The sequence below is a fragment of the Rhizobium sp. SG741 genome (genome assembly GCF_012275435.1).
In the GTDB taxonomy this organism is placed as follows: Bacteria; Pseudomonadota; Alphaproteobacteria; order Rhizobiales; family Rhizobiaceae; genus Rhizobium; species Rhizobium lusitanum.
Map to the genome: position 1 here is coordinate 20,695 of NZ_JAAZQP010000012.1, position 25,462 is coordinate 46,156.

Sequence of the window (25,462 nt, forward strand, 5' to 3'; positions counted from 1 at the left end):
TTAGACGCGAGCAGCGCTGTCCGCAACGCAGTGGATGGTATTCCTCTCGTTGAACCCAAATCGCTTTGATCCGCTCGTGGACAAGCGGGAGCAAGATTTTTCAATAGTTTGGTAGTGCTGAACAGCGGGTCGCTGGTTCTGATTCCTTCAAGAGCATTGCAACCAAGTCCGCTGCCACTTCCCTTATTCAGCTTCTTTAAAGCGCACGTCCCAAGGCGTCGGGTTTGGGAAGATCTCCGCCAGAAAGGCAACGAATGCCTTGACGTTTGGATTGCTGCGCCGGCTTTCGGACCAGTAGGCACTGATATGGCTGCGGTCGACGGAAAACTCTTTCAGGATCGGCACGAGCCTGCCGTTTTCCAAAAACGGTGCCGCAATATATGTAGGAGAAATGCCGATCCCGCCACCGGCGGCAACCACAGATGCAACAGCATCACTGTTGTCCAGGATGGTGACCGCATTCGGAATGATCTCAAGAACCTTGTCACCGATCTTGAAGGGCCAACGCAGGGTTTGGCCGCTGCTTTGATAGCGGAAGTTCACGCAGTCGTGGTCGATGAGGTCCTCTGGCTTTTGCGGTACGCCGCGAGCGGCAAGGTAAGCGGGTGACGCGAACGCGCAGATCCTATTCGGCGCCAGCTTCTTGGCGACTAGCCGGGAGTCTGCCGGCTCTCCGACCCGGATGGCGACATCAATTCCTTCCTCGACCAGATCGGTGAACCGGTCTCCAAGACGAAGATCGACGATCACCTTAGGATATCTTTGCCTGAACGCGGGTAATGCCGGCGCGATCAGATGGACTCCGATCGGGAGCGGCGCCGTCACCTTCATGAAGCCCGACGGTTCCGCGCGTGCGGCAACAGCGGCCTGTTCGATGTCCTCGGCTTCCCGCAACAAGCGCAATGCTCTCTCATGGAGATCCCGTCCCTCCGGGGTTAGCGTGAGGGATCGGGTCGTTCGTGTGAACAGGCTTATGCCGAACTGCTGTTCGAGCCTCTGGACGCTTTTGCTGACTGCCGACGGCGACACGGCCAATGATCGCGCCGCTGCCGCAAAACTGCCAAGCGAAGCTGTCCGCGCAAACGCGATAACACCGGTTAGTCTGTCGAATTGAATTCGTTCCACCATGGAAGGAGTAAAGCGAATTCGAGCCTGATTATCAAGATCGATTACCCGGTCTACCTTCTCTCCATCGCGCCAGAAAAGGCGCCAAATGGAGATCGAGATGTCTGGCAATCGGCGCCGGTCGAGTGGGCGTGCGCCTCTCCCCGAATGGCGAAACACAAGGGGTACGGGATAGCGACCCGCTCCCGCTCTTCACGAAGGCCCTTGAGACACTCTCCGAAATTGGCATCGCCCATGTCGAATTGAGGGAGCCGCCGGTCGATGGGACATTCGGCGTCGGAGAGATCGATCCACTGGCGCGGTATCTGCGGCCGGCATTCAAGGGGCCGTTGATCCTGAACTCGGATTTTGACGCGACCCGTGCCCAAGCAGAGCTTGATGCCGGAATAGGTGACGCGGTGGCCTTTGGCCGACCGTTTATTGCAAACCCGGATTTTCCAAGACGCGTGGCTGAAGGTCTGCCGCTGGCACAGGATGACCCCCAAACATGGTTTACACAAGGAACGGAAGGCTATCTGGACTACACCAATTGAGCCGGTGATGTTTCTGCGGCGGCGACGTGCATTGAGGGGATCGAACGGCTCTTGCGTTGGTATGGCATTTCAGCCTGCGGGGTAAGGGCGGGCTCTTGTAGTGGAATCGTGATGTGACCGAGGACGCGCTGCTGTCGCCGACGGAATCGGGCTCCAGCTACTGAAGCAGACCATCGGCGTCGAACTCTTGCCAACCAGGCAAATCGCTGGCCTCGGCATCAGACAGGCTCTCGGCCGTCTTTGGCTTCTTCACCGCCTTCTTGAGCGAACGGGTAATCTTCGCCCGGTAGGCGGCCTGCCTTCTATTCTCCGCTCTCGCGGCGATATCCTCTTCACGCCATTCATCGACGACGGCCCGGTCAAGCAGATCCTCCACAACACGGGGATCGAACACATGGAAGGTGATCTGCCTTGCGCGGCCGCTCAGTCGAACAGTGCGTGTTCCGGCGCTCGGAAGGCGGCCGTCCTTCAGCCAGCGATGCCGCTCGCTTGCGGAGATACCAAGTATGTCTTGGATTTCGCGCGGAATGACCGGGAGGTTTTCGATCCCCTCCAGCGCCCAGGTGACGGCTGCTGACGTCGAGGCGAACTCGTGCTCGCTGTCTTCCGCCATCCCAAGAACGAGAGACATGCCGCTTACTTCGAGAGATTTCCGAACGGCCACGGGCAGACGAGCCCGGACTTCCAGAAGAATACCTTTGGCGCGGACAAAGGAGCCGAAAGTGGCGGCGGGCGACAGTGTCCAGGTCTCCATGAGCGCGGGAGCGATGATGATCTTCTGTTTCGGCATCCAGCGTAGATGGGTTTGGCGTTGCTCGGGATCAACAAGGAAAACGCGGTAGTTCCGACAGGCGTTTTCGCAGCATCAACACCAGGGAACTTCGAAGAGGGCATATCAAGGTTGTCATCTTGAGATCGCCGCCGGCGTAACTATCTCGAGTCATATCCTCGACCTGGAGCATCGAGATGGAAGAAGACACCCTACGCCTCTTCGAAGACGCCGAGATTGAGATTCTGCCGCCGCCGGAGACCCTTTCGGCTGATCCGGCGATTCCCTCATGCGCCTGTTGCGGAGGGCCCGCATCGACCGAGGAAGACTGTTACGGGATCTGCGAGGAATGTCTATCGCCGTGATTTTCACGCGCCGGGCGTCATCGCCCCAAGTTGGCGATCGTTGATCGCTCTCCTGAAATTAGGGCGGCCACTAAGCTGATTTCATTGCGAAAAGACCTTGCTGCGACCATCTCACGCTATACATTGAGCACTGGGACGAACGTTTGCGACGTCGCAACGATTTAGAGTGGGCGCCGATGCAGAACGAAACGGGGAAAATTTTCTCGGGGCAAGACGAAATTTCTCGAATGCTTGAGCGGGGAGACTGGGACCAGTCCATGCTTGGCCCGCCTTCGGTTTGGCCTCCGTGCCTGAGATCCGCTGTCGACATTATGCTGCCTTCCATGGCGCAGATCGTTTTGTTCTGGGGGCCGGACTTCGTCGCCCTGTACAACGCACCCTATGCACCGTCGATCGGACAACGGCACCCGAAGGCTTTCGGTCGCCCGGCACGAGAAAACTGGAGCGAGCTATGGGACGACCTCGAACCGCTCCTGCGCCAGGTCTTGGATAGAGGCGAGACAGTCGCCGCCAAGGACCGCCCATTTTATATCGAGCGGCACGGTTACCCGGAGACTGTCTATTTTGACATTTCTTATTCGCCTATCCGCGATGAAAACGGGATCGTTCGCGGGGTCTTCTGCATCGTCAACGAGACGACGGACCGGGTTCGCGCCGATCGAGCGCTCCAGGCAAGCGAAGAACGCCTGCGGGCGGTAATATCGCAGTCGGCGGCCGGCATCGGCCAGGCGAGCCTCACTGGCGAGATCCTGCACGTCAACAATCGGTTTTGCGAGATCGTCGGCTACGAGGAGCAGGAGCTGCTCGGCAAAAACATCCGCGACATCACCTACGCTGACGATATGCCCGAGCAGACCCAATTGTACCAGCGGCTTGTACAGACCGGTGAGAGCTTCGACCTCGAAAAGCGATATGTCCGAAAAGATGGCAGTCTCGTCTGGGTGAACAATACCGTCTCGCCGCTTCGAGACGATAGCGGCAGGATTCGCCAGGTTGCGGTCGTCTCGATCGATATAAGCGAACGCAAAAAAGGGCAGGAGGTCGAGCGCCAGCTGGCGTCCATCATCGCATCTTCCAATGATGCCATCCTAGGCATCGATCTCGATATGACTATCACGTCCTGGAACGCCTCGGCGGAGAGGCTCTACGGTTACAAGGCGGACGAGATCATCGGTCAGTCTGTACTGATCCTTGTGCCTGCTGATCGGATCGACGAGGAGCCGACGCTGTTGAGCCGCGTCAGGGCAGGATCGACGGTGGAGCCTTACGAAACCAGACGCCGTCACAAAGATGGCCATCTCGTCGATGTTCTTCTCAGCGTGTCGCCAATCTACGACAGCGTCGGCCGGATCATCGGCGCATCTAAGATCGCTCACGATATTTCTGCGAAAAAGGAAGCGGATCGGCTTCAGGCAGTGCTAATTGGCGAGTTGCACCACCGGGTGAAGAATGTCTTTGCGACGGTCATGGCGATTGCCCGTCAGACCTTGGCAAAAGATGCTGAGGCCAGCGGTGCGGTTACCGCTTTCGAGGCTCGCCTTTCGGCCATGGCACATGCCCACGACCTTCTTGCAGAGGGGCATTGGCAGAGTGCCGATCTCAAGGCTGTGGTAGAGCAGGCTATCGCTCCGTATCCTTCAGAGCGGTTTGATGTTTCTGGTGATCCCGTCTTGCTGCCGCAAAAAGTCGTTGCCTCCCTCTCGCTCGCTCTGCACGAACTCGGCACAAATGCTGCCAAATACGGTGCACTCTCCAGTCCGACAGGCAGAATTGCCATCAGCTGGTGCTACGCTGAAGAGACCGGAGATCTCCGCCTCGTCTGGAGAGAGATGGGCGGACCAAATGTCGTTGCCCCGACACGGAAGGGTTTCGGATCTCGCCTTGTAGAACGCTTGTTGGCCGCAGAGCTGAACGGCAAATCGACAATCACCTATGATCCGTCGGGTGTGATTTGCGAGATCAAGGCGACGCTAAATTCTTTGCAGTGACAAGGACGGGAACCAATTCATTTGTCGCAGCATTTGTCGCCCGACAAACGAGCAGGACCTCCATGCAAGAAAAGGATCAATATCGGACCGATGCCCGCAACGCCGGCGACCGTCTCGTCGCCGGACATGTAAGCGAGGATCCATTTGCGGCCGCGTTCAAGGCAACCCGCATGCCAATGATCGTCACCGATCCGAACCAGTCCGACAATCCGATCATCTTCTGCAACGAGGCTTTCCGAAGGCTGACGGGCTACAGAGATGACGAGATAATCGGGCGCAATTGCCGTTTCCTGCAGGGTCCAGAGACTGACAAAGCAACGATAGCGAGGATCCGAGAGGGCATCGCGGCCGGCCACGATGTTGCTGTCGATATCCTCAATTATCGAAAAGACGGCACTACGTTTTGGAACGCGGTATTCATCAGCCCCGTCCGGGACGAGGCAGGGACAATCATCTATTTCTTTGCGTCCCAGCTCGATTTCACAACGGTCAAGAGCCGGGAAGCTGACCTGGCGGCTGCGCGCCATGAGGCGGAGGCGGAGGTGGCAAAAAACACCGCGACCCTTCAGGCGGCGCTGGAGGCTCGCTCGCTGCTTGTCCATGAGGTCGATCATCGGGTGAAGAACAACCTGCTGACGATGGCTTCCATCGTAAAAATGCAGGCACGCATCACCACCGATTATCGGCAAAGGCAGACACTCATGTCGGTCCTCAACCGAATAGAGGCCCTCAGTACAGTTCAGCGAAAGCTGTTCACGCTCGACGACGTGTCGAAGTTCGATATCTCAGAGTTCACAAAGGAATTGGTGACAGATCTTGTCGATGCCACTGGCCGTAACGACATCCGTCTGTCTTGGGATCTTTCGCCGCTGCTCGTGCCCGCTGTCAAAGCCACGCCTTTGTCGCTGATCGTCAATGAGCTGGTCGGCGATGCAGTTCGACGGGGCCTCATGGACGGCGGCGGCGACATCCACGTGCTGGTCAAACGCCTCAACGGTCATTTTCTGATCCGTGTCGAGGACACATCCGAACCAGTTGAGCCTGATATTGAAAGCACCGAGCTCGGACGCATGTTGATCGAGGCGTCTGCTTTGCAGCTCGGCGCCGAAATCGAACGTAAACAAGATGGACGAAAGACGGTTGTCGATGTGGTGCTGCTTGTCGGCGACCATCAGGAGAATACACATTGAAAGTTATGATCGTCGAAGACGAAATGCTGCTCGCCATGGAGCTTGAAAGCGAGGTGGAGATGGCGGGCCATCAGGTTACAGGCCTCGCCATGAGCAGCATCCAGGCGCGCGAGCAGATCAACGCGTCGAAGCCTGATTTCGCATTCGTCGATATCCATCTCATGGATGGCCCGACCGGGATCGACGTGGGTCGCGAACTAGCAGCTGCGGGCATCCCCTATGTCTTCGTGAGCGGCAATATCAAGAAGATCCCGGAAGGGTTTGCCGGCGCACTCGGTGCAATCGAAAAGCCCTATACCATGAACGGAATGAAAAATGCCCTGACTTACATTTCCGCAATCGTCGGAGGCGACGAGAGTGGGTCGCCGCCCGCAAGTCTGGTTTTGGCAGATGACGCGAATGCAGGGAAGCGGTTTGGCTAAGACCCAAGGAGGAGCGTCGGCCAACACGGAGCAAAAATGGGAGGAATTGATGAGTGACAACCAAAACATTTTGAAAGAGGTCAGACCGAGGCTGCACGCGTTGATCGATGAGCTCGTCGCTAAAGGTGCCGAGAGATCCGCGGTGATCTACATGATCGAGAAGGAATCTGCCCAGCTTCGTGATACGATGGAGATCCCAGATCATCAGATCGACGAGCCCTCAAACGATTGGCCGTCGGCGACCAACTAAGCTTGCCTTGCCTGCCTTCAAGGTAATGATCGCATCGGGCATCATGGTGGCGGTTGCGATTTGCAGAGTTGCTAGCATCGGCATCCTTGGCTTGACGGTCTCGCTCAGCTTAGGACCTCATCGTGTTAGATCATTTCGCGTATCGCGTGAATCACACGTGACGGATCATAGGGCTTACTGAAAAAGCGGCCGACGAACGGAAGGGTATCGTCGCTCATGTGGCGATGACCCGATGTCACGATGATCTTGACAGGTGGCCATCGATCTCGAACCGCGGCCGCAAGTTTCAAGCCATCCATGCTGCCAAGCATATCGATATCGGTGAACATCAGACGAACCTCCGGATGTGCGTCGAGCAGGCTGATGGCGTCGTCAGCGTTCGATGCTTCCAGCACATAAAAACCTTCGTCCTCTAGCAATAGCGCAATGTCCATCCGAACGAGAGCCTCGTCCTCCACGACAAGGACCGTTATACCGTTGCCGCCCATCCCCAACGCTCCATCATGATTTACAGGCAGATAAAATGGTCCAAGAGTATGATAGCGTCTCTCGTACGAATATGATCCGCCAGGTTCGGGAATGTCTTCAGTAAGGTGTTTAACTCTTTCAATGACGGATACTGTATCAAACAGCTTCCGCCGGCTGCCGCACAAGTCTTGCTAGCGGACCCGCGGCTTGGCATCGAAATCCATTACGATCGAACGTGATCGTTGGCGCTGCCCCCAAGAGCGAGGCGAGAGCCGAGCGAACATACTTTGTGCCGTAGCCCTGCCGCGTCGGTTGCACGACTTCGGGGCCGCCGGATTCGGTCCAGTTCATAGAAAAGACCGGCGGATATTCCTCCGAAACGGACCAGGCAATGTTTATGCTGCCATCGCCCTGAGACAGTGCGCCGTACTTGATCGCATTCGTCGTGAGTTCGTGGAGGCAAAGGGCGATGGTCGTCGCAGCGATCCGTCCGACAAGGAGGTCTGGGCCAACAATATCAATCCGCTTCAGGCTATCACCGTTATAGGGTGCGACGGTTGCCGCGATCACGGATAAAAGTGAGATTTCGTCTCCGCCTGCTTCGAACACTGCGGTGTGGACGTCGGACAGAGCACGAAGCCGGCCTGTGAAATCTGCCGCAAGCTCATCAACCGTACACGCGCCGCGTCGCGTCATTTGAAAGATCGAGGTGACGCTGGCAACAATGTTCTTAATCCGATGATTGAGCTCCAGCCGCAGCTCGACCTCGCGCTCAATGGCATCGCGCACCTGTTTCTGGCGCAACCGGACGAGCAGATTGGTCTGGATGCTATTGGCCAGCTCCAGTCGCGCGACTGGGCGTGTATAGAATTGGAGGCGAGCGCTCGGCCAGGCGTTTTGAAGCTGAGTGCGGATCCGTGCAACGGGAGCCGCGCGCTCAAGCAGGACCAGGATTGGGACTTCGGACCAATCAGGCTGGCCGGCGAGATGATCGCCAATGGTTGCGACGACGGGCGGGCTCAGCGCCTCATGGGTGATGAGGATGACGCCCGGCGAAAGCGCTAAATTTTCAGTCAAATCCTCGCCAATCTGGCCATGCCTGACTGCGACGTTCTGCTCCTGCAAGGACGCCGCGATGTAGTCGGCATCCTTGCGAAACGGGGCAAGTATGAGCACCCAATCCAGTTCACTCGGCGTTTCATTCATTTCGGGTCAGGAAGGGGGTTGTAGGAAACGACGCTGACACTGCCGCTTTCTATCAGCAGTTCCTGAATGTTAAGATCATGTGGACCGTGGCGCTTTTTGACAACGGTGATGTTACGGCGCAGCCGACCTTCATGCTCCATGATCCGCAGAAGAAGCACGGTGTCGCCGAGGAAGCTGACATCCACGTCGATGCCGACATTCTGACCGATCAGGCCGTGCTGAGCGACAATTAGCATCGTCAGCACACCCGAACGAGCCAGGAATTTGAGAAGGGATTGGATGTCGCGGACCGCCTTTTCCCGATGAGGTAGCGAGTTCAGATAGCCGGTCAGGCTATCGATGACGACGACGCGGACCTTGTTTTGCGTCACCGCGTCCTGGACGATCTGCCCAAATTCACCCGGTGAGATTTCGTTCGGATTGAAATCCCGCAGGATGAGCTTGCCATCCTTATGGAACTGCCGAAGCTGCATTCCCAGGCCTTCCGACCGGCGGAAGAACGTTTCCATCCTCTCTTCGAACAAGAACAGCGCAACGTTCTCGCCGCGGTCGAGTGCTGCGGTAGCATAGAGTGACGACATGGTCGACTTGCCAGTGCCCGACTGTCCTATGACCAGCGTCGTGGTTCCAGCCTCCTGGCCGCCGCCAAACATGTCGTCGAGCGCTGCGACACCTGACTTGATCAGTTGCGGCTTGGTGGTCTCCGACGCAGTATTGGGCATAATGCGAGGAAAAACGATGACCCCTTCACCTTCCCGGATTGCCATGTCGTGATAACCATCGGCAACGGGGACACCGCGCATCTTGGAAACTTCCACACGACGCCGCACAGCGCCGTACTCCTCCAGTGACTTGTCGAAACGGATGACCCCATGAGCAAGCCCCTCTACTTCCTCGCCACTGCGGTCATAGCCGGTTGTCTAGGTGTCAAGAAGAAGTGCGACGACGTTGCGCTTGGCCAGAAAGGACTTGAAACCGATCAGTTCACGACGAAACCTAGGAGAGTCACCGGTGATCAGGCGGATTTCGAGGAGGGAGTCGTAAACAAGGCGCCGCGGCTTGTGTTCGTCGATCGCTGCCTCGATCGCCTTTCGCGTCTCGTCGAGCCTGAGGTCTGCAGTCAGAAATATGCTCTGGTCATCGGCTTCGCTGACCGAGCCGGATGTCGACAGTTCTTCGACCCGAATGCCATCGAGTGTCCAGCCGTGTGAGACAGCAATGGCTTCGAGCTCTGCCGCCGTCTGCGACAGTGTCACGTAAATACAGCTCTCTCCCGCTTCCACCCCGGCGCGAAGGAACTGTAGCGCTGCTGTCGTCTTTCCGGAGCCCGGAGCGCCTTGCAGCATATAGAGATTGGATGCCGGCAGACCACCACGCAGAATTTCGTTCAATCCGGAGATGCCTGTGCTGACAACCGCTGGCGCTTTTCGTTTCGGCATAACTCATCTTTCAAAACTGTTAGCGTGATCCGGGCCGGAGCGCGCGCATCATCGTCGTTGAAAGATGCCTGCTCGTTATATTTAGGTTTCTCGAAACATCAATGACAGGCTGGTTGTGGTGAAGCCGCAGACCTGCCTAAAGGTAGTGTTACGGCTTTACAGCAGGCTCGCTCTCATCGCGGCGGACGAACCTCGTCCTCGCGCTCATCGTTCTTGTCCAACGTCTCCAGCGCCTCAATGGTGTCGTCATAGGAACATCCGCCACGAGATTGCTTTCTTACCTGCCGCGAATCCTCTCACATTCGCCAAATGGTGTGGAGCTTGTCCAGAGCTGCTACCAAACGTTGTTGGACTGCAACATCCTCTCCGCTGACGACCGTTACGATGTCGCGCATCGCGCCGCGCATGCCGTGAAGCTGGTCGACAAGATCCATGACAATATCAACTCCGGCTTCGTTGACGCCCATGCCGTGCGTCAGATCTAGGATCAGCCGGGCGCGAGCTAGATCGGCATCCCGGAAGCGCCGTTGGTGCTCGGCGATCTGCGGCGCCAGCCAACCTTCCCGGATCCACAGTTCGAGCTCGGTTACTTCGATTTTGAGGCGAAGACAGAATTCATGATCGTCCATGGTCAGCCCTCCATGCCCTTTCTCGGATTTTGTGTCGTTCCAGAAGCCCAGCGTTTGATGAAGCTGGTCAGCTCTTCGTCCGGACGGTCGGGCAACACGACCTTCACAGTCACATAGACGTCACCGGCGCTGCCATTTCCGCGCGGCACACCCTTGCCCTTGATACGCAAGACCTTGCCGCTGCTGGAATTGGGGGGGAGGGCTAGGTCGATTGGGCCGGAGGGAGTGGGCACGCGCACCTTGCCGCCAAGCACGGCCTCGCTGAGCGTGACCGGAAGTTCGAGGCGGATGTCGTCACCGTCGCGCGTGAAAAAGCGGTGAGGCCGCACCCTGATAACGATCAGCGCGTCGCCGGCGGCACCGCCCCCGAACCCGGGTTCGCCTTTGCCCCGCAGCCGCAGCGTTTGGCCATCACGTGTCCCGGGGGGAACCTGCACTTCGATAGCCGGACCCTCGGGTAGCTTAACCTGGGTTTTGGTACCCTTCATCGCATCGAGAAAATCGATCTCCATCGAGAAATGGCGGTCACGTCCGGGAGCGCGGAACGGGGACCCGCCGCCAGGGCCGGCGCGGCGCGAGAAGAAGCTCGCGAAAATATCGTCCGAATCGCCAAAATCGGCAAACCCGCCGCTATTGTGGTAGGGCTCACCGGGACCGCTGGCCGAGGCATAGTCGCGATAGAAGTTGCGGGGCGCCTGTTCGGCCCCCGTCATATCGATCTCGCCACGGTCGAAGCGGGCGCGCTTCTGCTCATCGCTCAAAAGCTCGTAGGCCGCGGAAATCTCCTTGAACCTGGCCTCGGCATTTTTATCGCCGGGGTTCAAGTCGGGATGCAGCTTCTTGGCCAGCTTGCGGAATGCACTCTGGATTTCCTTTTGCGGCGCATCCCGTTTCACGCCCAGAAGCTCATATGGATCTCGGCTCATGCATATCTCCTGTCACAGGTAACATACACTGCGATCAATTCTCCTCTCATATAGGCGGCGGCCCGGTTTCCGGTTGGAGGGCAAGACGAAAGGTCGATTGGGTCCCACTTCGCAAGTGAGCGGGACCGTTTAATCATCGCTCCGCTATCGGACGACGAGAAGGAGAGGATCGCCATCTCGGATCAGTTCAAGCGCGAGGATTGCCGGTTTGTCGGCAAGCGCCTTACGCAAATCCGCGACGGAAGAGACCGGCGAGCGATTGGCCGCCACGATTATGTCACCGGCCTGCAGTCCGCTGCGGGCCGCCATGCTACCTGAGCCGAGACCCTCGATCACAACGCCGGGGGCACCGGCCTGGCGAGCCTCTTCGGCAGATGCTTCCCGCATTTTGGCGCCATCGAGGGGCGTGCCGGAGAGGTCGGCGGACGACCGGTCTTCCGATGTGATCGCGACGGCGATCACCCGCTCGCCATCGCCGCGCTTTACCGTCACATTGATCCTGGTTCCGATCGGGGTGAGGCCGATCCGGTTCCTGAGATCCGTTGCACTGTGGACGGGGCGATTGTCGATCGCGGTAACCACGTCGCCGGTCCTCAATCCGGCCCGCGCGGCCGCTGAGCCAGATTCGACGCTGCCAATCAGTGCGCCGCGCAGCTCACCGAGCTTGAGTGCCTCGGCGACGTCGGGCGTCAGGTCCTGGATGCCGATGCCGAGTCTGCCGCGGCGCACCTCGCCTTGGGTCGCCAGTTGGTTCATCACCGATAGCACCATGTCGCTCGGGACTGCGAAGCCGATGCCGACATTGGCGCCGGCCGGGCTGAGGATCGCAGTGTTGATCCCGATCAGCATGCCGTCGAGCGTCACGAGCGCCCCACCGGAATTGCCGGGGTTTATCGAGGCATCGGTCTGGATGAAGTCCTCATAGCCTTCGATATTGAGCCCGCTGCGACCGAGTGCGCTGACGATGCCAGAGGTAACCGTCTGACCAAGTCCGAAGGGATTGCCGATGGCGACGACATAGTCCCCGACCTTAAGGGCATCGGAATCCCCGATCTGAATGGCTGTGAGGTTTTTGGCATTGATCTGGAGCAGGGCAATGTCGGTCTCCTTGTCGCTGCCAATCAGTTTTGCCGGGAGCTGTCGGCCATCCTTCAGCGTGACCGAGATTTTTGATCCGCCGTCGACGACGTGATGGTTGGTCAGCACATATCCTTTGTTGGCGTCGACGATGACACCGGAGCCGGCGCTCATCCGAGCCTGCTGCTGTTGCTCCGGCAGATTGAAGAACCTTCGGAAGTTGGGATCGCTATAGAGCGGGTTGTCTTGCGCCGGCGCTCGGGAGACGACCGCGATATTGACGACGGCGGGTGTGACCTGTTCCAGCATCGGCGCCAGCGTCGGCAGGCCGGTGGACGAAGAAGCCTGTCCTGTCATTTGCGCAGGCAATGGGCTTGTGGTGAAGAAAATGGCTCCGGCGGCGACGGCTGCGGAAATGGCAATCGTGCGAAGCCTCGGGGTGAGATCGAACATCGGTTGCTCCTTGAATCTGATGATGGGTGTGCCTCCTGGCGTGACCGACGGAGGATTGAAAAAAGAGGCGGGTCCGGATGTCCAGATCCGCCTCTCTTGATCGGCTCACGCAGTCGAGAGCGGGCGGCTATGGCTGAACCAGATGTTGCCGGCGGCGAGCACCGCGACGACAAGACCGGCAACAACATGGACCCACGTTGCGGCCGTCACGGCCGAGAAGCCGAGAACCCATGGAGCAGCTACCGCCCAAATGCCGAGCACTAGGTTGACCCATTCCTCCGCCTCATAGAAGGCATAGAGAGCCACAGCGGCGATCACGGCGATGGCCGCGCCGACGAGCCAGGCATTCCAGGCGGCATAGGTTTCAGCGGCGAAGCCAATTAGCCACGGTGAGACAAGAAGACCAAGACCGGCAACGATATTGACGATATCGAAAGCGGTCCGGTTGTTGGAAGACAGGGACTTCAGCATCGTTCATTTCTCCTCATCGGTTGGTTGCATCATCATTGAACCGTCTCCTGCGGACAGAAGGCGGGTGCGGCGGCGGCGCTTGCCGCGCCGTCGCCGCGAAGCTCGGTTGTGGTTGGATTAGGAGCCGGAGGAAGCGTTGTTGCTGCCAATTCGGGCAAGAACGGCGCGAGCTCGTCGTGGCTGAACGCGCCACGGGCGATCTCATGCAGCGCAAGATCGCTTACACTGGCATGCGGCAGATCAAGCCTCGGCCCCGCACCGCGGTTGAGGGCACGGGCACGGGCAGCTGCGGCCATCGTCAGCGTAAACCTGTTCGGCACAATCTCCTGGCAACCGAAAACGACATGCGGGTCCATGGGTGCACCTCATGCAGCTTTCCGATCGGCAGTGGTACGGTCCTGCCTGCGCTCAACGTCTCCTTCGAGCGCAAGCAGCGCCTGCTCGACCTCATTAAGGCGGGACGGACGATTGTTCACCGGCATGCCTTCGTTGGTCGCCTGGTCGATCAGATATTCGATCCATGCCCAGTTCATCAGGATCGAGCGCTTTGCTTCGAGAGACAGCGTCGGATCACGGATGACATCTATGGGCGATGACCATGTGGCGGGACCGGAAGCATCGTGCCGTTCCGCCGCCTCGACCATTGCCTGACCGTAGCTCTCCTGAAGCGCGGCGAGGCCGAGCCGCTCCAATGTCGCATCGGAGAGGGCGTGAGATGGCCGGTTCAATCGGCGACGAATTCCTTTCTTTGTCAGGGCCGCAGCTTTGCTTGCCGAACCCTGCACGACATAGGTCAGGCCTTGCCGCTCGGCATAGCGGATGGCGGATCGCAGCGTTGGAAACTCCAGCTCCACCTGCGTCAGCGTATCTGTGGTGCCCGTATAGCCCATCAAAGGCTCAATGAACGGCGCGCTGCGGCGCTCGAAGACAAGCAGCCAGCCGTTCATTCGTGCTTTGCCCGATGTCATCACCGAGTGTGATGGTCTGAAGATGCGGGCGCCGACGTCTTCGGGAAACACGGAGCGGCCGAAAGCGAGACGCTTCCGCCGGTTATCATTGGAGGCCTGGCTAACGGAAGCGAGGCTTTTGCTTGGTTTGGTGTGTGTCTCTCTAATAATCTCCATCATTTTATCCCTCCCTATTGGCGAAGGATGCCGGCGGCCCCCCAATAAGGCCGGCCGCCGGGCAGGCTGGTTCGGTTAGCTCTTGATGGCGATGCGCTTGACCTGCGTCTGCGCCTTCTCGGTCTTCGGCAGGGTCACGGTCAAAACGCCGTTCCTGAAGCTGGCATCGACCTTGTCTTCATCGACCTCGACGCCGAGCGGGATGCGGCGCTCGAAACGGCCGTAGTAGCGCTCGGAGAACTGACGATCCTTGTCTTCGTTCTCGGAGCGCTTCTCACCTCTCAGCGTCAGCACGCCGTCGTTGAGCAGGACTTCGATGTCCTTTTCTTCAAGGCCGGGCACCTCGGCGGTCACCTTGATCTCCTTGTCGGTATCGGCGATCTCGACGTTCGGCCAGCCGGCGCCGAAGGCAGAAGCGCTTCCGAAGGCCGGCAGGCCGGAGCCGAAGCCGCGGAAGACGTCGTCGAACAGGCGGTTCACCTCGCGATGCAGCGACAGGAAGGGATCCCGGTCGTCGTCGCGCAGGACAGTTGGGGCCTGGTTGCCATTGTTTCGGCCCCAGGGAATCAGATCACGAACACTCATGGTTTTCTCCTTTCCGTTGGTTCGATTGGCAAAGCTTCTCTGGTGGCGCCGGACGATATACCCGGCGCCGTCTTTCCCGACTATGCTGTTGCTGGAGCTTAAGCCGCGTGCTTCTCTGCTTCGATCTGCTTGATCTCGGCCTGCGGCATAGCCGTGTCGGTCGAAATCGCGATCTGGCGCGGCCTCATCGCTTCAGGGATTTCGCGCTTGAGATCGATGGTCAGCAGACCGTTGACGAGACCGGCGCCGACGACCTTGACGTGGTCGGCAAGTTCGAACCGGCGCTGGAACGAGCGGCCGGCGATGCCGCGATGCAGATACTGCACATCGTCGGCATTCGCCTTCTGACCCGATACGAAGAGCATGTTCTGCTCTTGCGTGATCGTCAGTTCGTCCTGCGTGAAGCCCGCCACTGCCATGGCAATGCGGTACTCATCCTCACCGGTCTTGACGATGTCGTAAGGCGGCCAGTTGTCGATCGTCTCGATGCGGCTTGCAGCCTCGAGCGCGTTCAGCATTCGGTCGAAGCCGATGCTCGACCGGAACAGGGGAGAAAAATCGAGGTTTGTCCTCATAACCATATCCTCCTTGTAAGCAACATGGATACAAGGAGGCGCCAAGAGCACAATGGCGCCTCCTGGACCTGTCGATCCCATTGGGCGATCGAACAATATCAATATAATTCAGTGGCTTGCAGTTTCAAGAGCTGTGGAATTGCCTGGTGTAAAAAATTTGATTTTTTTGTTTGGGCCACCAGATTCGTGTGGTGATACAAAAGGAGGAATCGGCATGACAATGACCTCCGAAGACGTCATCGACATCCTCGGACCTGTCGACGAAACTTTGATAGCTGATGTCGTGGCCACTGGTGCCAGTCAGGCTGAACTGGCGGAAGCTTTCGCATGGGTCAACAATGACGAAGCGTTGATGAATGAACGACGGCCGCCACCCACGGGCAAAATCGCCTTGTTGATTGACCTGCTGGTCTCAGACAACGACGAACTGGACTAGGCAAGACGCCTGTCTGGAAGCGGCTTGCCTAAGCGGTGGTCAGTACGCGAACCTCGCCCCGTCGACCGAGGGTGTCTACCACGGCGCTGCGTCCCGAGCGGCGTAAGGCAATGTCGGCCGAGCCGTTTCCGACCTGCAGGTGTCGGAGGATCACCTCATCCATGAAGGAGGGCAGTTGCGGCTCCGTGAAGCTGATGAGCAGGGCGTTCGGTTCGAAGTCCAGGCCGAGGCAGGATTGCAGAAGAAGCAGCGGTGCTGCGGCCGCCCACGCCTGCGGAGAGCAAGCAACAGGATAGAAGGTCGGTCCCTGAGCCCGCTGGCGTGGCAAGCCGCAGAAGAGTTCCGGAAGGCGGCGCAGGTCGATATATGTCGACGAGGCAAAGAGCCCCTCGAAAATGCGCGCCGCTTCAGCCCGGTAGCCATATCGGGCGAGACCGCTGGCGATCATTGCATTGTCATGCGGCCAAACCGAGCCATTGTGATAGCTCATCGGATTGTAGCGTGCCTCGGTGGAGGCGATGGTTCGGATGCCCCAACCGCAGAAGGACGAGGCGCTCATCAGTGTCCTGGCAACCTGGACGGCTCGCTCGGGATAGGCGATACCGGTGAACAGGGCATGACCGGCATTGGAAGAGCGGACCCTGCAAGGCCGCTTATTCCCATCGAGCGCGAGCACAAAGGTGCCGAGTTCCTCATCGAAGAAACTCGTATCGAAGGCACGACGCAGGCCTTCGGCCCGTGCCAGGAACTTTGCCGCGCGTTCAGGTCTGCCGAGCCGGCGGAAGATCTCGGCTGCGGACTGCCAGGCACCGTAGACGTAGGCCTGAACCTCGGCAATGGCGATCGGGCCTTTGGCGAGCGTACCATCGGCGTGGAATACCGAGTCGTGGCTGTCTTTCCAGGCCTGATTGATTAAGCCTTCTTGCGTTAACCGCCCGTATTCCACGAAACCATCGCCGTCGCGATCGCCGTGCGCGTCGATCCAGGTGAGCGCTGCCTCGATATTCGGCAGAAGATGGTTGATCGTGGCAAGGTCGCCTGTTCGCTTCAGGTACTCCCCTGCCAGCAGGACGAACAATGGCGTGGAATCGATGCTGCCGTAATAGCGGCGGAAGGGCACTTCACCCAGTTCAGCCATTTCGCCATAGCGCACTTCGTGGAGGATCTTTCCAGGTTCGGCGTCTGCAGCCGGATCGACTTCCGTGGCCTGGTTTGCGGCCAAATGGGCAAGGACACCGCGGGCAATGTGCGGATCAAGCCACAGCGTTTCGAGCGCGGTAATCAGCGCATCACGTCCGAAAACAGTGCTAAACCAGGGGATGCCGGCATAGGGGTAGGGACCTTCGGGCTTATCGGTCGTTAGCATATATAGATCGGAGACACTGCGCCGCGCCACCTCGTTGAATATTTCGTTGGACGTGACGATCGATGCCGCGCGGGAGGAAGAGGAGCGCAATGCACGGCGCGCATCCCGTAGGCCCAGAAAGAAAGACTGGTAGCCGAGAGGCCGGTCTTTGTCTTGGTCGCAGCAGATCTGGATGAACAGCGACCGCGTTTCATGTGGCGCCAGATCAAGATCATAAATGACATGATCACTCCCAAGTTCGTCTGGGCGGGGATCGAACGACAACTGCGTGACGCGCTTCAGATCGTCGAGGCCGATATAAGAGAGAAGAACGCGATCCTGTTCCATCACGGACGGAAGATGGCGGCCCCTCCTCGCCCTGACGGTTCCGCGAACTTCGAACAGATCGGCGAAGTCCGCCCCGAACGAAATTTCGATACGCACTTGTTGTCGTCGCTCGTCGTAGTTCCTTACGGCCAAGCGCTCGTAACAACCGGCATTCCACAGAAAGCGTGTCCTGCGCATATGAATGAGATCATGCTCAAGTGTGAGCTTCCCCGTCTCATCAAAGAGGTCGGGGTTGGTGAGATCGCAGGTCAGCGTCGCATTGTCGTCGCGCAGCGTCGACGAGAGAAGCATCGGGCGCTTGCCGTTGATCGTCAGATGGAGATGGGAGAGGTACCGCGTGTCCCGATGGAAAACGCCTTCCGGGCTGCCGGGCCCAGAAAGCGCGTCACCATTGTGGTCGAAGACGGCGAATGTATCGCCGTGCTTCAGGGTGCGCGGCCGTCGCTCTTGCAGTGATGCTGTGGCCGGAATGAAAAATTGCGCCATCGGTGCCTGCCCACCTGCTGGCGCGGAAGCGTCGTGTACAGAAGCGATCGACATGCTACTGGCCTCCGGATTATGCAACGACCTGCAGATCGAGGTCCTGCCCGTTGGCACGGCGCAGTGGGGCCGCCTTGGTGCGCACGCCAGGAAGGTTCCGGTAGATGTCCAGATAATCTCGTGCCATCCGCTCGGCGCTGAAACGCGCCTCGAATGTCGCGCGGACTTTCTTTCGATCCATCTTGAGCGCCCATTCGATGTTCTCGGCCGCGTCGGCCACGCTATCGATGAGGATTCCAGAGATACCGTTGTCGATGACCTCCGGCACGGAGCCGCATCCGAACGCGATGACGGGCGTGCCACAGGCCATCGCTTCGATCATCACCAGTCCGAACGGCTCGGGCCAGTCGATCGGGAAGAGCAAGGCGCCGGCGTTGCCGAGGAAATCGGCCTTCTGATGCTCGTTGATCTCGCCGATGAATTCGACGTTCGGATGGCTCCTGACCATCGGCTCGATCACCGTTTCCCAATAGACCTTGTCAGCATTGTCGATCTTTGCGGCCATCTTTAAGGGCATGCCAACTTTCGCAGCGATTTCGATTGCCCGGTCAGGCCGTTTCTCCGGCGATATTCGTCCGAGGAAAGCGAGATAATTGCCCTTCGGCTTTTCGGTGAACGGCAGAAGATTGGCGGGCAGGCCATGATAGACCGTTCCGGTCCAATTGACCGGCGGCATCGGGCGGCGCTGATCGTTGGAGATCGATACCAGCGGAATGTCGGGGAATGCCTTGTAGAAAGGCTTGAGGTCCGGCAGGTCGAGCCGGCCATGCAGCGTCGTGACCGTGCGGTCTGCAAAGTCCCGGATCAGCGGGAAATGTAGTAGATCGATGTGGAAGTGCAGCACATCGAATTCGTGCGCCCGCCGGCGAATTTCCTCCAACATCACAACCTGATGGGGCAGATGATCTTTAACGGCAGGATTAAGACGGAGCGCCACATCTGAGCACGATACGAGCTTCGCGGCGGTGATCGAATCTCCGCTGGCAAAAAGTGTGACGTCGTGACCTTGGGCGACGAGTGCGTCAGTGAGATAGGATACGATGCGTTCGGTACCGCCATAGAGCTTGGGCGGAACACTTTCGGCAAGTGGTGCGATCTGAGCGATCTTCATCGGCAAAACCTCCTCTATTGAGCAAAGAGTCGTCGGCAAAAACCAGATCCGCGTCCTCAAAGAGGCACGCGGCACGTCAGATTGGATTTCTATATCTCGAATGGTTGTCGGTGGCGTCCTCCTTTCCGATAGCTGCACAGACCAAGGCCGCCAAACCGACGTGATTGAACTCGGCGACGGCGGCATCTTTGATTGTCTTGATTACGGGATGCGTCCTGCTTTCCGGGCAGCATATCAGACCGGTCCAACGTCTTCAGCGCTTCGATGATCTCGTCATAGGAGACGGCCTTATCCGTACCTGGATAAAGGCGAAGGGCCGGAATGGATTCGATGGCGAAGATGTCGGATGCCCAGGACGCAAGAATGGCGCGTTTCTCGTCCCTGCCGATTTCGTCGGCCGCAAGAACGTCGCGCGGATGAGCAAAATGCCTGCCCGGATGCAGCAGATGAGCAGCGCTGATTGCTGCTGCCGCGTTCACTGGTGTTGAATTTTCGAAGCTTTCCTTTCTCATAGCTTGACCCCATGTGATGCCAAATTGACGTTGTTGTTTGGCTCAGCTTTGTAAAATTCCCTGGCGCCCGAACAGACCTCGCGCGGACTCGACCATTGTTCTGAGATGGCGCGGCTCGCGAACACCTTGCCTGTACAATTCTATCGTTATGGCCGCCATGCGCTCCGCTTCCTCGGACTCCTTCGCAATCCCAGCGCCCGACCGGATTTCATCGAAAACCCTCTGGCAGACGGCGAGATCACGGCTGTCGAAGGGAGTTGGCAAAGGTTTTGTTATTGCATGAACCATTCTTTCACCTCCTTATCGGAGCTCGCCCGCGTCGACGGGCGAGCCCCAGCCATTACCTCTTAGAAGTCCATGCCGGCGCCAGCGGGCAGTGCAGGTGAGGCGTCCTTCTTGGGCTTCTCGGCGATCATCGCTTCCGTGGTCACCAGCAGACCGGCGACCGAAGCAGCATCCTGGAGTGCGGTCCGCACGACCTTGGCTGGATCGATGACGCCCTGAGCATAGAGATCACCATATTCGCCGGTCTGCGCATTCCATCCGAAGGAGAAGTCGGTTTTCTCGCGGAGCTTGCCGACAATCACGGAGCCTTCCGCGCCAGCGTTTTCGGCGATCTGGCGCACCGGGGCTTCGATGGCGCGGCGGACAATCTCGATGCCAACCTTCTGATCCTGGTTGGCGGTTGCAAGATTGTCGAGTGCCTTGACGGCCCGCAACAACGCAACACCACCACCCGGCAGGATGCCTTCCTCGACGGCAGCGCGGGTCGCATGAAGGGCGTCGTCGACGCGATCCTTCTTCTCCTTGACCTCGACTTCGGTCGAGCCACCGACACGAATGACGGCGACACCACCAGCGAGCTTTGCGAGACGCTCCTGCAGCTTCTCGCGGTCATAGTCGGAAGTGGTCTCCTCGATCTGCGCCCGGATCTGCGCCACGCGGCCGTCGATCTCTGCCTTGGAACCAACGCCGTCGATGATCGTGGTGTTTTCCTTCTCGATCGCCACCTTCTTGGCGCGGCCGAGCATGTTCAATGTGACGTTCTCCAGCTTGATGCCCAGGTCTTCGGAGATGACGGTGCCGCCGGTCAGGATGGCGATATCTTCGAGCATCGCCTTGCGGCGATCGCCGAACCCCGGCGCCTTGACGGCAGCAATCTTCAGACCACCGCGCAGTTTGTTGACGACGAGCGTAGCAAGAGCTTCGCCCTCGACGTCTTCCGCGATAATCAGCAGCGGTTTGGAGGACTGCACGACGGCTTCGAGGACCGGCAGCAAGGACTGAAGGTTCGACAGCTTTTTCTCGTGGATGAGGATATAGGGGTCCTCGAACTCGACGCGCATCTTGTCCTGATTGGTTACGAAGTACGGCGAGAGGTAACCGCGGTCGAATTGCATGCCTTCGACAACTTCGAGCTCGGTCTCGGCGGTCTTGGCTTCCTCGACGGTGATGACGCCTTCGTTGCCGACCTTTTCCATCGCCTCTGCTAGATATTTACCGATCTCTTCGTCGCCGTTGGCCGAGATGGTGCCGACCTGGGCGATTTCGGAATTGCTGGTGATCTTGCGGGCGTTGGTCTTCAGTTCCTTAACGACAGCGTCGACGGCAATATCGATGCCGCGCTTAAGGTCCATCGGGTTCAGACCGGAGGCGACGGCCTTGGCGCCTTCCTTGACGATCGCCTGGGCGAGGACAGTTGCGGTGGTGGTACCGTCGCCGGCGAGATCGTTGGTCTTCGATGCCACCTCGCGCAGCATCTGGGCGCCCATGTTCTCGAACTTGTCTTCTAGTTCAATTTCCTTGGCGACCGAAACACCGTCCTTGGTAATGCGCGGCGCGCCGTAGGACTTGTCGATGACAACGTTGCGGCCTTTTGGGCCAAGCGTGACCTTCACGGCGTTGGCAAGGACATCGACCCCACGCAGCATGCGTTCGCGTGCATCGGTGTTGAATTTGACTTCTTTCGCAGCCATTTGTTCACTCCTTCAATAGGCAGCTTTTTGACTGATGGGCGGTAATGCGTGATTACGCGGCCCGCTTCTGCTCGGCCTGAGCTTCTATAATGCCCAGGACGTCGCTTTCCTTCATGATCAGCAGATCTTCGCCGTTGATCTTGATTTCGGTGCCGGACCATTTGCCGAACAGAATGCGGTCGCCAGCCTTGACGTCGAGCGCCTGGATCTGGCCAGCCTCGTTGCGTGCACCAGGGCCAGCGGCGACAACTTCGCCTTCCTGTGGCTTTTCCTTGGCAGTGTCAGGGATGATGATCCCGCCCTTGGTCTTTTCTTCGGATTCGACCCGGCGGACAAGAATGCGATCATGAAGCGGTCGGAACGACATGTTTTCCTCCATTGGACAAAAAAGATGACGCAAAATCCCCTACCGGACCGGGTGACCAATCCGGACGGGGGCGAACCTCACTCGAGCGTTCGCGGGGAAAATTTATTTTCGGGATTTTTTGATTTCAAGGGGGCAGGAGAAAAAATTAGCACTCGATGTCGTTGGCTGCTAACATGCTGGAAAGGAACAATAAACGCCTTTGATGGTTTAAGAATACCGTTGATAGATGGATGATTTTACGTCACCTTCGCAGTGTCATGAAACGGAGATGAAGCATGCAATTCTCGTCGGATCTGGAGCGTCAACTCAACGGCTACGGTCTCACCACCGCGCACATCCTCTACCGCATTCCCGATTTTGAATCCGTCCTGCAAACCTACGTTTGGCAAGACTACGATCTCGCTCCTGATTTTCCCGAAATGCGCAAGTTCCTGGACTTCTGGCGCGACAGCCTCGACGGACCGCTGCACTCCGTCCGCTATACACACCAGCGTCTGATCGGACCGAACGAATGGCGACGTGTTGAGGGCGAGTTCAAGCTGAACTAAGCTCTTGAAACGGAAATTTCCGCTTCCTAGCTCACCCGGCGATCGGGGCTTGATCAGTCCGGTCACTTTCCACGTCTATCCGGAGTGAGATCGAGAATGGAAGAGAAGATCAAAATCATCGAAGACCTCAGCATCGAGGAGCGCGAAGTGGTCTTTGCCGATATCGCGCATGTCCTGGAGGCAGCTGCACGCGAGGCATATGTCGAAGGCAACCGCCATTTTGCCGCGCTTTCCGCCAATATGGCACAGGCGATCTTCATCAATGCTGACGAACTGGCGCGTGACGACGAGCGTAAAGCCGAGCGCGTGTTGCAGCAAGCAACCGCCATGATCTCGCAGTTCAAGGCCGTGCATCCTTATCGTATGGTGAGCCACGCAGGCCACTAGAGGTGTGAAACCGCTAGGCTTCTGATGCCGTCTCAATCCCGAATGAAGACCAATGTTGTGACGGCGATATCGGTTTCGGCGCTCCGGGGTGAGGATGGCCGGATCCGACAAGTTGGGTTCATTGCCATCGACATCTCGGCAAGCAAGAATGCGCAGGAGGCTGAACGCCACCTGGCTGCCATCATCGAGTCCTCGAATGACGCGATCCTTGGCATCGATCTCGACTTGACGATTACCAGCTGGAATGCCCCCGCCGAGAAGCTTTACGGTATTGACTGGCGAGCTCAATCATCGCGTGAAGAACGTCTTTGCCACCGTCATCGCAATCTCGAAACAGACCCTGGGGCGGGAGGGGACGGGGCAGGACGAAGTAGACGCCTTCCGGGAACGGCTGACCTCTATGGCGAAGGCGCATGATCTCCTTACACATCGAGACTGGCAGCGCGCCGATCTTTCAGCGCTGGTCAGGCAAGTCCTGGAGCCCTATCCCGCAGAATGTTTCGAGATCGAAGGCATCCCTGTGCTTCTGCCGCAGAAGGCAGTCGTCTCGTTTTCTTTGGCTATCCACGAGCTCGCGACGAATGCTGCAAAGTACGGCATTGTCGGTTGCTCAACGCAAGATCTCGATCTCCTGGCGGCTTGGCGACGGTGATGAGAGCACGAAAGCAAGGCTACATTTCAGGTGGGCAGAACACGGTGGTCCCGCAGTGAAGCCCCCAACGAAAGGGTTTCGGATCGCGTCTGGTTGAGAGGCTTCTTGCCGCCGAGCTGAACGGCCGGTCGACAATCAGTTACAACCCCGCCGGGGTCGTCTGCGACATCGACGCGGTGCTGGATATAGATGCATGATCAGCAGACGATCCGGCTGAGTGGCGACGACCGGTGCCTCGCGCATCGGCCGTCGCCCCAGGTCCACCGCGAGCTCAAGGAGCGCTTCTTGGTACGCTTTGGCTTCAGATCTGTGAATCCCTGAATTCGAGAATTTTTGGCCGGTTGCCACTCCCGGCAGTCGTAAGTTGGTAGTCTACCGGCTGAACCCCTGCAGGACACAGTCAAAACGCGCTGCGGCGGGGGACGATGGAACTTTCATTTCTTGCCTCAGTTAGCTTCGATCATAGGAGGAAGCGAACATGGGTATGAATTCACCAAAGGACGGGGCTCCGGGCACGACGGATCAGTCACCACGCTGGGAAGGTCCCCAGGAAAATACTCCGAGGGGCTACCTTCGCGCGAAGGACGATCCCGACCGGGACCGGGATGCGAATGGCGAAAGCAACAGCGACCCTGAGGTCAAAAAGGTTTCTGACGCTTTCAAGACGAAAGACGACTGATCTTGTCACACTCGGGAGCTGCGCGACCTCGGGCTATGAATTTTGCCCCGGCCACGCTCGGGAAAATGGCTCTCGTCGCCATTTTGTGCGCCGGCACCGTGGTTGCGGCCGGCTGGTATATAAGCGCAGCCCGCCCGCCGTTTTCCCAAGGCGATCCGCAGTTCAAGGGTGCCGGTGACGCGGTGCACGGGCAACTGATCTTCGCGGCTGGCGATTGTGCGTCCTGCCATGCGACCCCTGGCGAACCCGATCGACTGCGACTTGGGGGCGGCATGGCGCTCGGCTCACCGTTCGGCACCTTTCGGCCGCCTAACATTTCTCCGGATCCGGTGGACGGCATCGGCAGATGGACGGCCGTCGATCTGGCGAACGCGCTCGTCGGCGGGGTGTCGCCTGAGCAAGAGCATTATTATCCCGCTTTTCCCTATACGAGCTTCACTGGAATGACGGCTGGCGACATCCGGGACCTCTACGCGTATCTCATGACGCTTCCCAAAGTCTCGGGGCGGGCACCGCCGCATCACCCGTCTATCCTGTTTCGCATTCGCCGGTTCGTCGGATTTTGGAAGCTGCTGTTTTTTCGAGAGGGCCAATCGGAGGCCCGACTGAGTGGCGAGCCGATCCATGATCGCGGCGCTTATCTAGTCGAGAACGTATCCCACTGCGCCGAATGCCACTCCAGTCGGAACGTCTTCGGTGCCATCAAACCCGACACCCGGTTTGCCGGAGGAGTCGATCCGCAAGGGACGGGGTTCGTGCCCAACATCACGCAGCAGAACCTGGGCAAGTGGACCGAGCGAGACATTGCAACAATGCTAAAAACAGGCGACACGCCTGACCATGGCCGTGTCGGATCGTCGATGGCCGACGTCGTGACCAACACGGCCATGTTGCCCGACAGCGATCGTGATGCGATTGCGCGCTACATCAAGGCCCTCCCGGCCTTGCCGACGCCCCATCCCTAAC

30 protein-coding genes and 1 pseudogene are annotated in these 25,462 nt (G+C 58.5%); 12 read left to right on the plus strand and 19 right to left on the minus strand.

The window, feature by feature from the left end; all coding sequences use genetic code 11:
* Positions 1–183: 183 nt before the first annotated feature.
* Positions 184–1,128, minus strand: coding sequence for a LysR family transcriptional regulator (locus FHT29_RS26000; RefSeq protein ID WP_168600526.1), 945 nt, complete (start codon positions 1,126–1,128; stop codon positions 184–186).
* 122 nt (positions 1,129–1,250) lie between these two features.
* Here FHT29_RS26000 and FHT29_RS26005 point away from each other — a divergent pair, with 122 nt between their 5' ends.
* Positions 1,251–1,658, plus strand: coding sequence for a hypothetical protein (locus FHT29_RS26005; RefSeq protein ID WP_210255540.1), 408 nt, complete (start codon positions 1,251–1,253; stop codon positions 1,656–1,658).
* 157 nt (positions 1,659–1,815) lie between these two features.
* On the opposite strand, the gene FHT29_RS26010 is transcribed toward FHT29_RS26005, so the two are convergent.
* Positions 1,816–2,448, minus strand: coding sequence for a hypothetical protein (locus FHT29_RS26010; protein ID WP_168600386.1), 633 nt, complete (start codon positions 2,446–2,448; stop codon positions 1,816–1,818).
* A 571-nt stretch (positions 2,449–3,019) separates the two neighbouring features.
* Between FHT29_RS26010 and FHT29_RS26015 the strand changes: the two genes are divergently transcribed.
* From FHT29_RS26015 to FHT29_RS26030, 4 genes are all read left to right on the plus strand, one after another.
* Entirely contained in the window at positions 3,020–4,780 is a 1,761-nt protein-coding gene (locus FHT29_RS26015) for a PAS domain S-box protein (protein ID WP_168600387.1), read from the plus strand.
* 62 nt (positions 4,781–4,842) lie between these two features.
* The gene (locus FHT29_RS26020; protein ID WP_168600388.1) at positions 4,843–5,970 is read left to right on the plus strand and encodes a PAS domain-containing protein; all 1,128 of its coding nucleotides are present in this window, start codon (positions 4,843–4,845) and stop codon (positions 5,968–5,970) included.
* Entirely contained in the window at positions 5,967–6,392 is a 426-nt protein-coding gene (locus FHT29_RS26025; protein ID WP_168600389.1) for a response regulator, read from the plus strand. The genes FHT29_RS26020 and FHT29_RS26025 overlap by 4 nt, the downstream gene beginning before the upstream one ends.
* Complete coding sequence (locus FHT29_RS26030; RefSeq protein ID WP_168600390.1) at positions 6,385–6,642, plus strand: hypothetical protein; 258 nt, start codon at positions 6,385–6,387, stop codon at positions 6,640–6,642. Before FHT29_RS26025 ends, FHT29_RS26030 begins: the two co-directional genes overlap by 8 nt.
* 125 nt (positions 6,643–6,767) lie before the next feature.
* On the opposite strand, the gene FHT29_RS26035 is transcribed toward FHT29_RS26030, so the two are convergent.
* From FHT29_RS26035 to FHT29_RS26085, 11 genes and pseudogenes are all read right to left on the minus strand, one after another.
* A complete protein-coding gene (locus FHT29_RS26035) occupies positions 6,768–7,130 on the minus strand; it encodes a response regulator (RefSeq protein WP_168600391.1) in 363 nt (120 codons plus the stop codon).
* Positions 7,131–7,266: 136 nt separating this feature from the next.
* Positions 7,267–8,316, minus strand: a complete 1,050-nt coding sequence (locus tag FHT29_RS26040; protein WP_168600392.1) for a sensor histidine kinase — start codon at positions 8,314–8,316, stop codon at positions 7,267–7,269.
* Positions 8,313–9,755, minus strand: a pseudogene (locus FHT29_RS26045) (ATPase domain-containing protein). Before FHT29_RS26045 ends, FHT29_RS26040 begins: the two are co-directional and overlap by 4 nt.
* Before the next feature lie 296 nt (positions 9,756–10,051).
* On the minus strand, positions 10,052–10,384 hold the full coding sequence (locus FHT29_RS26050; protein WP_112445718.1) for a chaperone modulator CbpM: 333 nt from the start codon (positions 10,382–10,384) through the stop codon (positions 10,052–10,054).
* Between the two features lie 2 nt (positions 10,385–10,386).
* Positions 10,387–11,310, minus strand: a complete 924-nt coding sequence (locus FHT29_RS26055; protein ID WP_112389069.1) for a DnaJ C-terminal domain-containing protein — start codon at positions 11,308–11,310, stop codon at positions 10,387–10,389.
* 144 nt (positions 11,311–11,454) lie between these two features.
* Complete coding sequence (locus FHT29_RS26060; protein WP_168600393.1) at positions 11,455–12,840, minus strand: DegQ family serine endoprotease; 1,386 nt, start codon at positions 12,838–12,840, stop codon at positions 11,455–11,457.
* A 105-nt stretch (positions 12,841–12,945) separates the two neighbouring features.
* Positions 12,946–13,311, minus strand: a complete 366-nt coding sequence (locus FHT29_RS26065; protein WP_112389071.1) for an SPW repeat protein — start codon at positions 13,309–13,311, stop codon at positions 12,946–12,948.
* A 32-nt stretch (positions 13,312–13,343) separates the two neighbouring features.
* Positions 13,344–13,667: a DNA-directed RNA polymerase subunit omega gene (locus FHT29_RS26070; protein WP_112389072.1), complete on the minus strand. Its 324-nt coding sequence runs from the start codon at positions 13,665–13,667 to the stop codon at positions 13,344–13,346.
* Between the two features lie 9 nt (positions 13,668–13,676).
* Complete coding sequence (locus FHT29_RS26075; protein WP_168600394.1) at positions 13,677–14,438, minus strand: NADH dehydrogenase ubiquinone Fe-S protein 4; 762 nt, start codon at positions 14,436–14,438, stop codon at positions 13,677–13,679.
* 72 nt (positions 14,439–14,510) lie between these two features.
* The gene (locus FHT29_RS26080; protein WP_168600395.1) at positions 14,511–15,020 is read right to left on the minus strand and encodes an Hsp20/alpha crystallin family protein; all 510 of its coding nucleotides are present in this window, start codon (positions 15,018–15,020) and stop codon (positions 14,511–14,513) included.
* 98 nt (positions 15,021–15,118) lie between these two features.
* Positions 15,119–15,595 carry an Hsp20 family protein gene (locus tag FHT29_RS26085; protein ID WP_168600396.1) on the minus strand — a complete coding sequence of 159 codons (477 nt, stop codon included), beginning with the start codon at positions 15,593–15,595 and terminating at the stop codon, positions 15,119–15,121.
* Between the two features lie 214 nt (positions 15,596–15,809).
* Here FHT29_RS26085 and FHT29_RS26090 point away from each other — a divergent pair, with 214 nt between their 5' ends.
* On the plus strand, positions 15,810–16,031 hold the full coding sequence (locus FHT29_RS26090; protein WP_112389076.1) for a hypothetical protein: 222 nt from the start codon (positions 15,810–15,812) through the stop codon (positions 16,029–16,031).
* A 28-nt stretch (positions 16,032–16,059) separates the two neighbouring features.
* Here the strand turns inward: FHT29_RS26090 and FHT29_RS26095 are convergent, their stop codons facing one another.
* From FHT29_RS26095 to groES, 6 genes are all read right to left on the minus strand, one after another.
* Complete coding sequence (locus FHT29_RS26095) at positions 16,060–18,264, minus strand: amylo-alpha-1,6-glucosidase (RefSeq protein ID WP_168600397.1); 2,205 nt, start codon at positions 18,262–18,264, stop codon at positions 16,060–16,062.
* Between the two features lie 16 nt (positions 18,265–18,280).
* Entirely contained in the window at positions 18,281–19,375 is a 1,095-nt protein-coding gene (locus FHT29_RS26100) for a glycosyltransferase family 4 protein (RefSeq protein ID WP_168600398.1), read from the minus strand.
* 89 nt (positions 19,376–19,464) lie between these two features.
* On the minus strand, positions 19,465–19,887 hold the full coding sequence (locus tag FHT29_RS34690; protein WP_113297425.1) for a hypothetical protein: 423 nt from the start codon (positions 19,885–19,887) through the stop codon (positions 19,465–19,467).
* A 42-nt stretch (positions 19,888–19,929) separates the two neighbouring features.
* Positions 19,930–20,175, minus strand: a complete 246-nt coding sequence (locus tag FHT29_RS34695) for a hypothetical protein (protein WP_168600399.1) — start codon at positions 20,173–20,175, stop codon at positions 19,930–19,932.
* A 59-nt stretch (positions 20,176–20,234) separates the two neighbouring features.
* Positions 20,235–21,863 (minus strand): chaperonin GroEL, encoded by a 1,629-nt coding sequence (gene groL / locus FHT29_RS26110; RefSeq protein ID WP_168600400.1) that lies wholly within the window; start codon positions 21,861–21,863, stop codon positions 20,235–20,237.
* Between the two features lie 52 nt (positions 21,864–21,915).
* On the minus strand, positions 21,916–22,230 hold the full coding sequence (groES, locus tag FHT29_RS26115) for a co-chaperone GroES (protein ID WP_168600401.1): 315 nt from the start codon (positions 22,228–22,230) through the stop codon (positions 21,916–21,918).
* Between the two features lie 275 nt (positions 22,231–22,505).
* Between groES and FHT29_RS26120 the strand changes: the two genes are divergently transcribed.
* The 6 genes from FHT29_RS26120 to FHT29_RS26140 all read left to right on the plus strand — a co-directional run bounded on the left by FHT29_RS26120 (position 22,506) and on the right by FHT29_RS26140 (position 25,461).
* Entirely contained in the window at positions 22,506–22,778 is a 273-nt protein-coding gene (locus tag FHT29_RS26120; protein WP_112445863.1) for an usg protein, read from the plus strand.
* A 96-nt stretch (positions 22,779–22,874) separates the two neighbouring features.
* Positions 22,875–23,165 carry a hypothetical protein gene (locus FHT29_RS26125; protein ID WP_168600402.1) on the plus strand — a complete coding sequence of 97 codons (291 nt, stop codon included), beginning with the start codon at positions 22,875–22,877 and terminating at the stop codon, positions 23,163–23,165.
* 42 nt (positions 23,166–23,207) lie between these two features.
* Positions 23,208–23,582, plus strand: a complete 375-nt coding sequence (locus tag FHT29_RS34700; protein WP_246703121.1) for a PAS domain-containing protein — start codon at positions 23,208–23,210, stop codon at positions 23,580–23,582.
* Positions 23,506–23,817 (plus strand): HWE histidine kinase domain-containing protein, encoded by a 312-nt coding sequence (locus FHT29_RS34705; protein ID WP_246703139.1) that lies wholly within the window; start codon positions 23,506–23,508, stop codon positions 23,815–23,817. Before FHT29_RS34700 ends, FHT29_RS34705 begins: the two co-directional genes overlap by 77 nt.
* Before the next feature lie 478 nt (positions 23,818–24,295).
* A complete protein-coding gene (locus tag FHT29_RS26135; protein WP_112445861.1) occupies positions 24,296–24,496 on the plus strand; it encodes a hypothetical protein in 201 nt (66 codons plus the stop codon).
* Positions 24,497–24,531: 35 nt separating this feature from the next.
* Positions 24,532–25,461 (plus strand): cytochrome c, encoded by a 930-nt coding sequence (locus FHT29_RS26140; RefSeq protein WP_246703122.1) that lies wholly within the window; start codon positions 24,532–24,534, stop codon positions 25,459–25,461.
* Position 25,462: the final 1 nt, after the last annotated feature.